We start from the raw sequence: 13,810 nt of genomic DNA on the forward strand, positions 1-13,810 counted from the left end.
TGCCCTGCCGTGACACCGGTCAAGCGCGGGGCGCGGTCAAGGCCCGTGTGCGCAGGGCCAGCAGGGCCTCGAAGCGGAACGCGGGGTCGCTCAGCCGGTCCCCGAACAGTTCCTCCAGCCGCCGCAGCCGCTTCCGTGCCGTCTGCGGGTGGATGCCCAGCGCCCGTGCCACCTCCGGCGCCGTCCGGCTCCACGACATCAGCAGGGCGTCGAGGGTCTCCGCAAGCCGTGCGGCCCGCCCCGGCGGAAGGTCGCGGAGCACGCCGAGGGTCCGGTCGCCGAGCAGCCGCCCGATGTGGATGCCGTGGCGCAGGTGTGCCTCGGCGAGCCCGTCGCCCGCCCGGACGAACGCACCGCCGGCCGTCCCGTCCCCGGCCGCGGTGACGGCGTGCCCGGCCAGCATCAGCCGGGCGCAGTGCAGGGACACCCACGCGTCCCGGGGCGGCACCGCCGGGCCGAGCGCGGCCGTCCGGCCCCGTACGGCCGTCCGCAGCCGCTCCACCGTGCCGTTGCTCTCCGGGGCGGGGACGATCAGTACCAGATCCGCGCCGTGCGTCAGCGCGAGGACGTCCGCGCCGCCCTCCTGTCCCGGCCCGGACAGCCGTCCGCCGCCGGCGCCCTGGCGCACCAGCAGGCAGGCGACCGCGTCCGGCAGGGGCCACTGCGCCTGACGGGCGAGGCTCTCCACCACGTCCCGCCGGGCCGCGCGCTGCTGGTCCAACAGGCAGGCGGCCAGCGTGCGCCGGCTGCGCTGGAGTCCGCCCTCCGCCAGGGCCTGGGCGGCGGCGTAGCCCTTCACCGACTCGTTCGACAGGACGTTGATATGGGTCAGCACCGCCTCGTGCAGCGGCATCACCACCTCCAGCGGCAGCGAGGCGGACCGCGCGGTCTCGGCGTAGAGCCGGGCGCCGACGCGCGCGCCGACCCGGAAGGCGGCCTGGAGGGCGTCGGTGGTGCGCCCGTTGAGGAACTCCAGCCGGCCCAGGGTGCGGAAGTGCCGTACGTGGTGCTCCTGCCGGCTGTGCGGTTCCTCGGTCAGCTCGACGAACTGTCCGATCGCCCGGCGGACGGAGCCGGCCAGGTCCCGTCCGAGCGCGGAGTCCAGCGGCCGGCGGTAGGCGGGCACCTCGTCCCGGATGACGCCGATCATGTCCGTGGCGATCGCGTCCATCCTCGGCCGCAGCACCACGGCGAGCGCCGGCGGGAGTTCGTGCCAGGGGCGGCGGGTGAACACCTCGTCCGGCACCTGCATCGACATCGCCTCCTCTCCCCGCCCGCCAGCGTGCCCGGCGGTGTCCCCGTGTTGCGCCGTCGTCACGCAGAAGTGTCATGCGGATGACATCTTTTCCGTGCTCCGCGCCGCATCGCTGGTGCCGGCCGCGGCCCGGAGTCCAGCGTGATCCCGATGCTACGCGCCGGTAATCCCGCGGCTCCGCCCTCTCGCGGGCCGTCCCGGCGCCCTGGGACAAGGAGATCCAGCATGATCGGCAACGGGACCACACCCCTGCGTCCGCGCGACGGCCGGCGCGCACGGCGCCGACGCGGGCTGACCGCGGGCGCCACGGGCCTCGCGGTGGCCCTCGGCCTGGGCCTGACCTCACTGGCCCGCGCTCACGCCGAGACCGCCGAGGGCCCGGCGGACACCGGGACGGCCGGCGCCGTCACCGAGCCGCAGGGCCCCGAACAGAGCGACTTCTCCTCCGCGTTCGGCTACTCCCTCACCCACCCCACGGCCACGCCCGCCGGCACGAACGACTGGTCCTGCCGTCCCGGCCAGGCCCACCCCGAGCCGGTCGTCCTGGTGCACGGCACCTTCGAGAACCGCTACGCCAACTGGGCCGCACTCGCACCCCGCCTCGAGCGCGCCGGGTACTGCGTCTACGCGCTCAACTACGGCGCCCCGGATCTCGCCCCGCTGAAGGGCACGGGCGACATCGTCGCCTCCGCCGGACAGCTCGCCTCGTTCGTGGACCGCGTGCGTACGGCGACCGGCGCGGCCAAGGTGGACCTGGTGGGCCACTCCCAGGGCGGGCTCATGCCGCGCTACTACCTCGACAGACTCGGGGGTGCGGCCAAGGTGGACAAGCTGGTCGCGCTGACCCCGCCCAACCACGGCACCACCTTCCAGGGGCTGGGCCTCATGGCCCGCGCGACGCCGGGGGCCGACGCGCTCCTCGGCGGCTCCTGCACCGCCTGTGAGCAGCAGGTCGTCGGCTCGGGCTTCCTCAAGGACCTCAACTCCGGTGGCGCCGTGGCCCCGGACGTCGACTACACCGTGATCGCCACGGTCCACGACCAGGTGGTCACGCCCTTCACCTCGTCCTACCTGGGACCGGCGGCGAACGTCGACAACCAGACGGTGCAGACGTACTGCCTCACCGACACCAGCGACCACACCGACATCAGCTACGACCCGGTCGCCACCCACCTGGTCCTCGACGCCCTGGACCCGGCCCGGAGCACCCGCCCCGGCTGCTGAGCCGCCTCGCCCCGGCGCGCGGGGGTCAGCCGGCCTCCCGCGCGATCTGCTCGAACTGGGCACCCATGGCCTCGGCCAGCGCCTGCGCGGCGGAGAGCGGACGCACCATCACCGTGAACTCGTCGATCCTGCCGTCCTCGTCGACATGCAGGAAGTCGGCGCCCTGGAGCTCCTTGCCGGCGACGGTGGCGGTGAAGACGAGGACGTGGTCGCGGCCGTCGGGGTTCGCGATCTCGCGGACGTAGGTGAAGTCCTCGAAGACCCGGGACACTCCGCGCACGATCGCCGCGGTGATCGCCTTGCCCTGGTACGGCTTGAAGGCGACGGGACTGGTGAAGACGACGTCGTCGGCCAGCAGGCCGGCGACGGCGTCCAGGTCACCGCTCTCGACGGCCGCGCGGAAGGGATGCATACGCCACTCCTGATACTCAAAAAATTGAATAGCCGGACCGGCAGGCTACGGCCGTGCTCCGGTGGTTGTCCATGAGCGGAGGCATACGGCATCACTCACATCACTGATTACTCACCCTGGTGCTAACTTGTGCCCCATGGCTTTGCGGAACGCGGTGATGGCCGCCCTCCTGGAGGGTGAGGCGTCCGGTTACGACCTGGCGAAGGGCTTCGACGCGACGGTCGCCAACTTCTGGATGACGACGCCCCAGCAGCTCTACCGGGAGCTGGAGCGCATGGAGGCCGAGGGGCTGGTCTCGGCGCGCGTCGTCCAGCAGGAGCGCCGCCCCAACAAGCGGCTGTTCTCACTGACCGAGGCCGGGCGTGAGGCCGTACGCGCCTACACGGCCGAGCCTCCGGGCCGGCCGCCGGTGATCCGGGACGAGCTGCTGGTCAAGGTGCAGTGCCTGGACGCCGGCGACATCGCGGCGGTACGGAAGGCCGTCGCCGAGCGCATGGAGTGGGCCACGGCCAAGCTGGCCCGCTACGAACGGCTCCGGCAGCGCCTGCTCGACGGGCGCTCGGAGGAGGCGTACTTCGCCGAGGCCGAGCGCATCGGCCCGTACCTCACCCTGCTGCGCGGGATGTCGTTCGAGCGGGAGAACCTCCACTGGGGCGACATGGCACTCCGCAGACTCGACCAGCGCATGACGGCCCTCCGCACCGACGACTGACCCGGTCCGGAGTCGGCGAACCCGGCAACAGCACCAAGGCGACGCCCTCGCTCTGCGGGGACATCCTCGGCGACACGCGCATCACCACGCTGCTCCAGGACCCGCAGTACCGCACCACGCCGGCCGAACGTCTACACGCCCTGAATGCCGGTGCGCGCCGCGCGCGTCCTGAGGAACCGCGAGAGGTGTTCCAGGCCGGCGCGGAAGTCGGCTTCGGGGCCGCCGAAGCCGAGCCGCACCGCCTGGGGGGCGTCGAAGGCGGAGCCGGGGACGAGGAGGGTCTTGTGTTCCGCGAGCAGATCCCGGCAGAACTCCTCCACCGCGGTGCCGTCCCGCGCGGTGGCCAGTTCGCGGATCCCCAGCAGGCAGCACACCCCGCCCTCCGGCGCGGTCCAGTCGACGAGCTCCCGGTGCCGGGCCGCCCACTCGGTGAGATGGACGAGGTTGCGCCGGGCTTCCGCGGCACGCCGTTCGATGAGCCGGTCCGCGTGGCGCATGGCGTGCTCGGCGACGAGCTCGACCAGGGGTGACAGGAACAGGGTGGTGCGGTCGCGCAACGGGAAGGTGGCCCGCAGCAGTTCGGGGGAGGTGATCGCCCAGCCGACGCGCAGGCCCGGCAGCCCGAAGGTCTTGGAGAAGGTGCCGTAGGTGACGGTCCGCTCGTAGCGGGTCGCGGGGTCGGGCAGCGGCTGCCACCGGTGGGCGATCTCCGCCGTCGCGCCGTCCCAGACGAGGACGGCCCCGACGGCCTCCACCCGGGCCAGGAGGGCGTCCAGTCCCCGCGGGCTCAGGGTCCTCCCGCTCGGGTTGTGCGGGAAGTTGACGATGACGGCCGCCGTGTCCGCGGTGACCAGGCCGGTCAGCGCGTCCGGGGCGATCTCGCCGTCCCGGACGCGGTCGGCCGGCAGGGGCACCACCCGGCATCCCGTCCGCCGCGGGAAGTAGCCCAGGGAGTGGTAGATGCTCTCCTGCACCACCACCCGGTCACCGGGGCGCAGCAGGGCGTCGAGGGTCAGGGCGATCGCCTCGCTGGAACCGTGCGTGACCAGGACGCGGTCGGCGTCACCGGCGCAGTACCGGTCCGCGATCGCCCGGCGGATGCCGGCCCCGCCCTCGGAGACGCTGTCGTCCATGACGACCTCGTCCAGGTCCTCGACGCGCAGGCCGCACAACTCCCTGGTCTCCGCGAAGGTGTAGGGGTGGACTCCGCTGGAGCTGATGTCGTACCGGCAGGCGGTCAGATGCCTGCGGTACCACTCTTCGAGGACCGGGGGGTCCTCCTGCCGGATGCGGGCAAGGGCCATGGCTGCGGGGGCTCTCTTCTCGTCAGGAGGAGGCTCGTCGGGAAGGGTCTCGTCCGGGGGGCTCGTCAGGCGGCTCGGGGGTGCTCGTGCCCGGTCACGCGGAGGCGGTCTTCCCGTCGCCGAGCCGGGTGCGCAGGTCGTCGGCCAGGTCGAGCCGTTCCCAGGCGAACTCGGGGCGGCCGAAGTGGCCGTAGGCGGCGGTCGGCTGGTAGGCGGCGGTGCGCAGCGAGAGGCGTTCGATCACGGCTTCCACCCGCAGGTCCACCAGGTCCGTCAGAGCGGCGGCGATCCGTCGGGGGGCGGCCGTGGCCGTGCCGAAGCACTCCACGTCGAGCCAGACCGGCAGCGGGCGGCCGATGGCGTAGCCCAGGCCGACGCGGCAGCGCCCGGCGAGTCCGGCGGCCACGACGTTGGCGGCCAGGTAGCGGGCGACGTACGCGCCGGACCGGTCGACCTTGGTGGCGTCCTTGCCGGAGCAGCAGCCGCCGCCGTGCCGGACGAGGCCGCCGTAGGCGTCGACCATGAGCTTGCGTCCGGTGAGGCCGGCGTCGGCGGAGGTGCCGCCCACGACGAAGGTGCCCGCGGGGTTGACGTGGATGTCGGCGGGTACGACGCCGCGGTCCTCCAGCGCCGGTGTCACGATCTTCGCCTCCACCAGGTCGGCCAGCTCGTCCAGCGAGAGGTCGGCCGGGTGCTGGGCGGAGACGACGACGATCGCCCGGTCGGCGCCGTCCTCGCGGGCCAGGTCGACCTGGACCTTGCCGTCCGGTCCGAGCGCCGGCAGGCCGTCGGCGCTGGTGGCGCCGACCCGGCGGGCGATGTCGTGGGCGAGTACGCAGCTCAGCGGGAGCCGTTCCGGGGTCTCGTCGCAGGCGAACCCGTAGACGATGCCGGAGTCGCCGGCGCCGCCGCGGTCGACTCCGTCGGCGATCTCGCGGGACTGGCGGTCGAGGAGGACCTGTACGGTCGAGGTGTCGGCGCTCAGGCCGTGCCGCTCGACGTCGTGGTAGCCGATCTCGCGCAGCACGGAGCGGACCGTCGCGTCGACGTCCACCTCGGCGTTGGCGGTGATCTGGCCGGTGGCGATCACGTTGTCCCGGGTGACCAGGGTCTCGCAGTTGACCCGGGCGTAGGGGTCGATCGCCAGGAAGGCGTCGAGCACGGCGTCCGAGATCCGGTCCGCGACCTTGTCGGGGTGTCCGGCACACACCGATTCGGCGATCTGCGATCCGGACCGGAAGCTCAGCGGTACGGCCATGAGGGCTCCTTGTCTCGATGCAGCGGGAGGCGCAGTGCGAGGAGGGGGGCGTGCACGGGCGGGGTCCGCGGCGCGGCGGACGCCTCACGCCGTCCTGGACAGTTCGGCGAGGACCGCTTCGCGCTGCGCCGTTGGACCGATGCTCATCCGGAGGCAGTCGGTCAGGCCGGGTGCGGCCAGGTGCCGTACGAACACCCCTGACTGCGCGAGCCGTTTGGTGACGGCCCCGGCGGTCTCGGGGTCGGCGCACCGGAAGGTCACGAAGTTCGTCGTCCCCTCCAGCACGGTGAAGCCCAGCTCGGTCAGCCGCCGGCCGTAGTGCGCCCGGCCCTCGGCGGTGCGCCGGACGGTGTCGGTGAGGTGTCCGGCGGCGTCGAGCGCGGCGAGCGCGGCCGTCTCGGCGATCCGGCCGACGACGTAGTGTTCGCCGCCCCGGCGCAGTGCGGCCAGGAGCCCCGGCTCGCCGACGGCGTAGCCGATCCGCAGACCGGCCAGGGCGTGGGCCTTGGAGAAGGTGCGCAGCCAGAGCATGCGCCGGCCGGTGACCTCGTCGGCGCGCAACCGGTCGGCGGGCGGCTGGTACTCGGTGTAGGCGCCGTCGACCACGAGCAGGGTGCGTTCGGGCAGCCGGTCCGCGAGCCGCAGCAGGGCCGGGCCGCCGAGGGAGCGGCCCGTGGGGTTGTCGGGGTCGGCGAGGTAGACGACGTCCGCGTCGGCGTCGGTGGCCCGCTGTACGAGTGCCTCGGTGTCGACGGCCGTGTTCCGGTACGGCACGAGGTGGACGGCGGCTCCGCGGGCGCGGGCGAAGTAGGCGAAGGTCGGGTAGGTGGCGTCGCTGGTCACGGCGGTGCGGCCGGGGCCGAGGAAGGCGCGGGCGAGCACGCCGAGCAGTCCGTCGATGCCGGAGCCGATGTGCACGCCGTCCTTGGGGACGCCGAGGGTGTGCCCGAGCCGCCGGCGCAGCTCGTGGTGGTCGCAGTCGGGGTAGCGGTGACACTCCCGGGCCGCGGCGCCGATGGCGCGCACGACCTCGGGGGCCGGTCCGAACTCGTTCTCGTTGGTGCTCAGCCGCTCCCGCGCCCGCAGGCCGGTGGCGCGTTCGGTCATCTCCAGGGAGGGGAACGGGTTGTCCTCCTCGCCGGTCACCGGCTGCCCTCCGGGGGCAGGCCGGTGTCCCGGTCCGGTACGTCGGCGAGGCCGAGGCGTTCGCCGAGGTACTCGTTGTACCGCCGCATGGCGAGCATCCGCAGCACGCCTCCGGTGATGAGTTCCATGCTGGCGTCCGGCTCCGCCTCGACGATGGGCAGCACGACTCCGTCGAGCCACTCGGGGCCGTGTTCGGCGTCGCCCTCCATGTGGTTGAAGAAGAACTCGAAGTCGTGCTGGGCGGTGAAGCCGTGGCGTTCCAGGCCCTTGACCACCGCCGCGTCGCGGTCCACGTCGAACAGCTCGGGCATGGCCAGGCTGCCCAGCGCCTTGAAGTAGTGGCGCCGGTTGCAGGCCAGCAGGAAGTAGAGGTTGTGTCCGGCGTACGGCCGCCAGTCCTCCCAGGGCGGGACGGTGGGCAGTTCGAGACCGAGGCGGCGCAGGCTGCGGGTGAACTGCAGGGTGTGCGCGGCGTCGGCCCGGCCTTCCCCGCACTCGTCCCACATGTGTTTGCTGATCTCGTGCTTGACGCCCTCCATGAAGTGCGGCTGGGCCAGCACGAGTGCGTCGTAGAAGCGGTAGTTGAGGTAGCCGTCCGCCTGGATGAAGGCGGCGAGCTGCTCGATCGTGGCCTTCTCGGCCAGGTGGGTCTCCACCGCGCGGTCGAGGTCGTTGCGTTCCTTCGCCGCCGTGAGGAACCACTCGCGGACGAACCCGGGGCGCCGGGCGTCGGCCTCGGACGGCAGCCGGTCGGCGATCTCCTTGACGTCCGCGGCGAGGACGCTCTCCTCGTACTGGGCGCGGAACGCGTTGAACCAGGCGGTGCGTTCATGGCGGGCGGCCGGGCTCAGCGGGTGTCCCAGCAGCGTCTCGTAGACGGTGTAGGCGCTGCGGTGGACGTCGAGCAGGGCGTCGTCGTCCCCGTGGGACAGTCCCTCCTCGAGCCTCCGGTCGAGTGCGGTCAGCAGTTCGTCGTGGAGCGGGAGGTGCTCCACCGTCGTCTCGGGGCCGAGGAGGCACTGGTTCAGCCTGCGTTCCACCGATTCCGGCGGGGTCTCGTGCGGACCGCGCAGCACTCCGCCCCGAGCCGGCATCCGCTCCAGGCTCAGATCCCTGCTCACTCGCCTGTCCTCCGTCGCTGTCGTTCCGTGTGATGACGCGATGTGCCAGAGAGCCGGGGCCGGCTTCTCACACGATCTCCGGGTCGGGGTATTCGATGGGTTCCTGCTGCCAGTTGACGGCGCGCAGGACGCGGACGCCGTTGGCGTCGAGGGTGTGGCGCGGATACGCGTCCGGCGAGTCGATCAGCGGGACGGTGTACTTGCCCGTGGCGTGCGGCAGGACGTACTCGGGGACGGCGGGGTTGGAGATGTGCCGCTTGAGTGCGCGTACGATCTCCACCCCGCGGCGCACGGGCACGCGGAAGGCGCCGGCCTCGGGGCTGTGCGGCATGAAGTGGTACAGGTAGCCGGCGTGGACGCCGCGCCGGTACAGGCCCATGCACAGGTCCCGCATCGTCGCGGTGTCGTCGTTGACGCCGCCGAGCAGCGGCACGTTGGCGAAGAGGATGGGCACCGCGCTCTGCAGCCGGCGTATCGCCGTGTCGAAGTCCGCGCTGAGTTCGCGGGGATGGGTGATGTGCAGGCCCACCGCGGTGACCCCGTGCCGGGCCAGGACGGAGACGAGGCCGGGGTCGACGCGGTAGGGGTTGAACGTCAGCGACCGGGTGTGGATGCGCACGATCAGGTCGGGGCGGGCCGCGCGGGCCTCCGTCAGCACCTGGTCGATCTGGTCGTTGCTGTGCATGAGCGGTTCGCCGCCGCTGAGGATCATCTCCTCCACCTGCGGGTTGGCGCGCAGGAAGTCGAGCGTGGCCTGCCAGTGGCCGCGGTCGAAGGAGACCTTGGTGGAGTCCCGGTCCAGGGTGCGCAGCGCCTCGTAACAGAACTGACAGTAGGCGTGACAGACGTTGGCGTAGCGGACGATCACCCGGTTGTCGTACTTGTGCTGGGCGATCGGGGTGACCATCTCGCTGGGCAGCTCCCAGTTCTCGGTCTTCCCGTCGTACGTGTAGGGGTCGTCCCCGTCGCCCGTCCCGTCGGTGTCGAGCGGGACGACCTGCTTCCACAGCGGGTCGTCGGTCAGCGGGTTGCCCGTGGCGGGGTCCGTCCGGACGAGGCTGAGGAAGTAGGGCGTCGCCTGGAACCGCTTGGTCTGGTTGTGCCGGTCGATCCTCTCCAGCAGCCGCTGGTCGCAGTTGGGGAAGTGGCCTTTCAACTGGGCGGCGGTGCGCACGGCGTTGCGCTGCTGCCACTTCCAGTCCGTCCACGCTTGCCTCTCGGCGTCGGGGGACAGGGTTTCCACAGCCATTCCGGTCCTTCGGGGTCAGAGGCGGTGAGGTCAGGGGGCCGGCGCCGGCGGTTCAGGCCACGCGTACGGCCGAGGTGACCGGGGCCGCGGCGATCAGCTGCCGGACCGCCTCGGCGGCCCGGGTGCGCAGTTCGGTCAGCGATTCCACGGAGTAGAAGGCGGCGTGCGGGGTGAGCAGCACCCGGGGGTGGTCGCGCAGCCAGCGCGGCAGCTCGGGCTCGCCCTCGACGACGTCGAGGGCGACGCGTCCGGGGCGGCCGGCGGCCAGCGCCTTGGGCAGCGCGGACACGTCGACGACGGCACCGCGTGCCGTGTTGATCAGCAGGGAGCCGGGCTTCATCCGGTCCAGTTCGGCCGCGCCCAGCAGGTGGTGGGTGGCGGAGTCGAGCGGGACGTGCACGCTCACCACGTCGGCGTCCGCCAGCAGTTCCTCCAGGGAGTGCCTGCGTTCGATGCCGAGGGACTTCTCGACGCCGGGGTGGTTGCAGGGGTCGTAGAAGCAGACGCGTACGCCGAAGGCGCGTGCCCGCTGGGCGACGGCCGTGCCGATGCGGCCCAGCCCGACGATCCCCCAGGTCATGCCGCGTACGCGCGGGGCGTCGCTGATGGCACGCCAGTCCCAGCCTCCGTCGCGCACGTGCTCGCGGAGGTCGGCGAGTCTGCGGACCTGGGCGAGGAAGAGGGCGAGGGTGTGGTCGGCGACCTCCTCGGTGCCGTAGTGCGGGATGTGGAACACGCTGGTGCCGGCGGCGCGTGCGGCCTCGACGGCGACGTGGTCGTATCCGGTGCTGGCGCAGACGACGGCGCGGCACCGGGTGTTGTGGGTGAAGTAGGCGGCGTCGAGCGGGACGCGGTGCCAGAGGATCATGTAGTCGCACTCGGCCCGCAGCAGCCGGTCGCGCTCGTCGTCCGGCACGATGACCAGGCGTGCGGTGCCGTGCGGGCCGAGGACGCGTCCTTCGATGTCAGGGCTGTCGACGTAGCCGCCGCCCGGAGCGTCCACCACCCATACGACGGGGGTCGTGTCGTGGCCGTCTCCGGAGTCCTTCGGCACGTCAGGCGCCAGCTGAACCATCGCTCCCCTTTGAATAGGTGCGGATGACCTGGTTCGGATCCTTTATTCCAGCGGAAGAACCGGCAGAAGAAATAGAGAGGCTGCCTGGAAAAGGCGGTGAAATACGCCCGGTAACCACTCTGTTGTATCAGCTTGATAACTGCCGCACAAGGATGCGGTTCCATGCGTTCCAGCCGGTTTCACGTGCGTCGGCGCGGCAACCGCGGGGCGGAGGTGACTCAATCCTGACCGCACCTCGCCCGGGCAGCCAGGGTGAGAATCGGACATGCGGACGGCAGGATGCGGGAGAGCGCGAGATGCCCTTTTTGTCCCTTGTACGACATGTTGTTCTGACCTTTTCCGGCCATACTTGACCGGATAGAGCGGTTACCAGTCGGTTGATGTTCGTTCACGGTGGCCGGATACCGAACCTTTTTAAATTCTTTTCAGTACGCGGACGGCATCGCGATTCGGCAGGGCCGGTTCGTTGCGCGGTTTCACCGCACTACCGAATCCGGTCGTCAACTCGTTACTCTGGGATCCTGCCGCGGGCAAAAGCCACGCGTTGACCAGCGTCACCGGCCTCCCGGTATTTCTCCGGTTTCCTCGGGCTGACCCACCCGTGCTCAGATGAAAGAGGTGCGCTTACTTGCCCACCCGTGAGGACACTCGGCAAGCCGACCACGCAACAGCCCTCCGGGGCCCTTCCGACAGCCGGCCGACGACAGCCGACGGGCCCGCCCGCGCCCCGCACGGCAGAGCGCGGGAACTGGCCGCGCTGGACCGGGTCCTCGACCGGGACGAACCTGGCGTGCCGCTCATCGAGGTGCGGGGCGACCCTTGGATGGGCAAGTCGGCGCTCCTGGGCGCCCTGGGCGAACGCGCCCGGGAACGGGGGTGGACGGTGGCCGCCGCCGCGGGCGGATCGGTCCCCGAGGGGCTTCCCTTCGGGGTCTTCGCCGACGCCCTGGACGAGTTGCTGTCGTCCGTCGGCGAGCAGAGCGTGTCCTGGCTCTCCCCGCACCACCTGTCCTGGCTGGCCGGTATCTTCCCGGCCCTGTCCTGGCACGCTCCTGCCGTCGCGCTCCCCGCCGGTCCGTCGGAGCGTCACCACGTGCTGCACGCGGTCCGCGGCCTGCTCGGCCGTCTCGGCTCCCGCAACCGCCTGCTGCTGGTCCTCGACGACATGCACCTGGCCGACGAGGCGTCGGTCCTGCTCGTGCAGCACCTGCTGCGGCATCCCGCGCCAGGGGTCGTGCTGGCCCTCGCGCACCGGCCCCGGCAGAACCAGCAGAGCCTGCGCATCCTGCTGGGCGAGGCCGCGGCGGCCGGCCGGTCCGCCCGGCTGGAGCTGCCACCGCTGCCCGACGAGGAGATGAGCGGCCTCCTGCCCCGGCCGCTGCCGCCCGCCCAGCTGCGCAGCCTGCTCCACGCCTCGCAGGGCCGCCCGGGGCTGCTCCGTGCCCTCGCCCTGAGCGCGCCCTGGGCCGAGGGCGCACCGGGCGCGCCCCACTCCCCCGCCGATCCCTCGATGCCGCTGCTGCGCGAGTTCCGCGGACTGTCCCCGCTGGGACGGACGGTGGCGCACGCGGCGGCGGTCCTGCAGGAGCCCTTCGACACCGGGCTCCTGGCGCGGGCCGCGCAGGCCGGGGAGGACGAGGCCCGGGCCGGCGTCGACGAACTGCTGCGGCGGGACATCCTGCGCCCCGGCACCCTCCGGGGCACCTTCCGGTTCCGCGATCCGCTGGTGCGCCGTACCGCCCACGACACGGCGGGCGCCGCCTGGCAGCTGGGCGCGCACGCGCGGGCGGCCGCGGCCCTGCGCGACCGCGCGGCCTCCCCGGCACGCGTCGCCTGGCACCTCGGCCACGGCGCCCTCACCGGTCAGGACGGTGACGGCGTCCGCATCCTCCAGGAGGCGGCGCGCACCGTCCTGTGGCAGCGCCCCGACCGGGCGGCCGGCTGGCTCCGGGCGGTGCTCGGGCCGCGCCCCGGCACGGGTGATCCGCGGCAGCGGCTGCGGCTCGCGACCGCGCTGGCGCTGAGCGGAGAACTGGCCGAGAGCCTCGCCCTGTTCGACGGCACGCTGGCCAGGGGCTCGGTGGCGCATCCGGACGCCGAGCTGTGGCGGGCCCGGGTGCTGCGCCTGCTGGGGCGGCACGGCGACGCGGCGGACCTGCTGGAGAAGACGGCCGCCAACCTGGCGCCGGACGCCTGCGAGGTGCGGGCGCGTACGACGGGAGCGCTGCTGGCGACCTGCCTGGAGGCGGGGGAACGCCCGCGTCCGGCCCTGGTCGAGGACGCCGGCGCCGTCACGGAGACCGACCAGGCGCTCCAGGCCCAGCTGCTGGCGCTGCGCTCGCTGGCGTCCGGCGCCGACGGCGCCCCGGACGGCGGGCCGGCCGAACTGGTCCAGCGGGCGGCGCGTCTGGCGGACGGGCTGGGCGACGAGCCGGCCCGCCGCTCCCTGGACACGCTCTACTGGGTGGCCCGGGCCGAGAGCGCTCTGGGCCGGGACACCGCGGCACTCGGGCGCCTGGAGCGCGCCCTCGACCTCGCCCTGCGGCACCGGCTGCGCTACGTCGTCCCCCAACTGGCCACCGAGGCCGGCCGCATCCTGCTCGCCCGCGGGGACACGGCCGCCGCCCTGCTCCACGCCGACCACGCGCGGTGGGCCGCCGAGCGCATCCGCAGCGGTTTCCAGGCCGACGCGGCCGGCCGGCTCCGCGCGCGCATCGACCGGTCCGGTCCCCCCGGCCCGCCGCACGCCGGCCCCGCGGAGGACCTCGCCGGGCCCGGGCCGGAGCCCGGCACCGGCCAGGCCCCGCAGCCGGCGCCCCGGGGCCGTCCCGCGGACCCCTCGACCGGACTGGGCCGGCTCAGCGAACGCGAGCGGGAGATCTCCGTCCTGGTCAGCAAGGGCCGGACCAACCAGCAGATCGCGCGGGCGCTGGCGCTGAGCCCCAAGACGGTGGAGACGTATCTCGCCCGGGTGTTCAAGAAGCTGACGCTGTGCTCGCGGGCCCAGCTGGCCGCCCTCGTGGGGATGGAGGGGGGCCTGACCGGCTGAGCGGC

At 72.8% G+C, this 13,810-nt stretch carries 11 protein-coding genes; 3 read left to right on the forward strand and 8 right to left on the reverse strand.

Annotated features, from left to right (window positions below; genetic code table 11):
• Nucleotides 1-19 precede the first annotated feature (19 nt).
• Complete coding sequence (locus IEZ20_RS25130; protein WP_189302600.1) at nucleotides 20-1,258, reverse strand: PucR family transcriptional regulator; 1,239 nt, start codon at nucleotides 1,256-1,258, stop codon at nucleotides 20-22.
• A gap of 222 nt (nucleotides 1,259-1,480) precedes the next feature.
• On the opposite strand from IEZ20_RS25130, the gene IEZ20_RS25135 reads away from it, so the two are divergent.
• A complete protein-coding gene (locus IEZ20_RS25135; RefSeq protein WP_189302603.1) occupies nucleotides 1,481-2,479 on the forward strand; it encodes an esterase/lipase family protein in 999 nt (332 codons plus the stop codon).
• Between the two features lie 25 nt (nucleotides 2,480-2,504).
• Here the strand turns inward: IEZ20_RS25135 and IEZ20_RS25140 are convergent, their stop codons facing one another.
• Nucleotides 2,505-2,891 carry a nuclear transport factor 2 family protein gene (locus IEZ20_RS25140; RefSeq protein WP_189302605.1) on the reverse strand — a complete coding sequence of 129 codons (387 nt, stop codon included), beginning with the start codon at nucleotides 2,889-2,891 and terminating at the stop codon, nucleotides 2,505-2,507.
• A 136-nt stretch (nucleotides 2,892-3,027) separates the two neighbouring features.
• On the opposite strand from IEZ20_RS25140, the gene IEZ20_RS25145 reads away from it, so the two are divergent.
• Entirely contained in the window at nucleotides 3,028-3,603 is a 576-nt protein-coding gene (locus IEZ20_RS25145) for a PadR family transcriptional regulator (protein ID WP_189302607.1), read from the forward strand.
• Between the two features lie 131 nt (nucleotides 3,604-3,734).
• Here the strand turns inward: IEZ20_RS25145 and vioD are convergent, their stop codons facing one another.
• From vioD to IEZ20_RS25175, 6 genes are all read right to left on the reverse strand, one after another.
• Nucleotides 3,735-4,907 carry a capreomycidine synthase gene (vioD, locus tag IEZ20_RS25150; RefSeq protein WP_189302609.1) on the reverse strand — a complete coding sequence of 391 codons (1,173 nt, stop codon included), beginning with the start codon at nucleotides 4,905-4,907 and terminating at the stop codon, nucleotides 3,735-3,737.
• A gap of 94 nt (nucleotides 4,908-5,001) precedes the next feature.
• Nucleotides 5,002-6,165 carry a methionine adenosyltransferase gene (gene metK / locus IEZ20_RS25155; RefSeq protein ID WP_189302611.1) on the reverse strand — a complete coding sequence of 388 codons (1,164 nt, stop codon included), beginning with the start codon at nucleotides 6,163-6,165 and terminating at the stop codon, nucleotides 5,002-5,004.
• An 84-nt stretch (nucleotides 6,166-6,249) separates the two neighbouring features.
• The gene (locus IEZ20_RS25160) at nucleotides 6,250-7,311 is read right to left on the reverse strand and encodes an aminotransferase class I/II-fold pyridoxal phosphate-dependent enzyme (protein ID WP_189302613.1); all 1,062 of its coding nucleotides are present in this window, start codon (nucleotides 7,309-7,311) and stop codon (nucleotides 6,250-6,252) included.
• Complete coding sequence (locus IEZ20_RS25165) at nucleotides 7,308-8,432, reverse strand: iron-containing redox enzyme family protein (protein WP_189302615.1); 1,125 nt, start codon at nucleotides 8,430-8,432, stop codon at nucleotides 7,308-7,310. The genes IEZ20_RS25160 and IEZ20_RS25165 overlap by 4 nt, the downstream gene beginning before the upstream one ends.
• A 67-nt stretch (nucleotides 8,433-8,499) precedes the next feature.
• Nucleotides 8,500-9,681 carry a KamA family radical SAM protein gene (locus IEZ20_RS25170; protein WP_189302618.1) on the reverse strand — a complete coding sequence of 394 codons (1,182 nt, stop codon included), beginning with the start codon at nucleotides 9,679-9,681 and terminating at the stop codon, nucleotides 8,500-8,502.
• Nucleotides 9,682-9,733: 52 nt separating this feature from the next.
• The gene (locus IEZ20_RS25175) at nucleotides 9,734-10,756 is read right to left on the reverse strand and encodes a C-terminal binding protein (RefSeq protein ID WP_189302620.1); all 1,023 of its coding nucleotides are present in this window, start codon (nucleotides 10,754-10,756) and stop codon (nucleotides 9,734-9,736) included.
• Between the two features lie 628 nt (nucleotides 10,757-11,384).
• On the opposite strand from IEZ20_RS25175, the gene IEZ20_RS40455 reads away from it, so the two are divergent.
• The gene (locus IEZ20_RS40455; protein ID WP_189302622.1) at nucleotides 11,385-13,805 is read left to right on the forward strand and encodes a helix-turn-helix transcriptional regulator; all 2,421 of its coding nucleotides are present in this window, start codon (nucleotides 11,385-11,387) and stop codon (nucleotides 13,803-13,805) included.
• The last annotated feature ends 5 nt before the right edge of the window (nucleotides 13,806-13,810 follow it).

It is taken from the genome of Streptomyces cinerochromogenes, from assembly GCF_014648635.1.
GTDB classification, from domain to species: Bacteria; Actinomycetota; Actinomycetes; order Streptomycetales; family Streptomycetaceae; genus Streptomyces; species Streptomyces cinerochromogenes.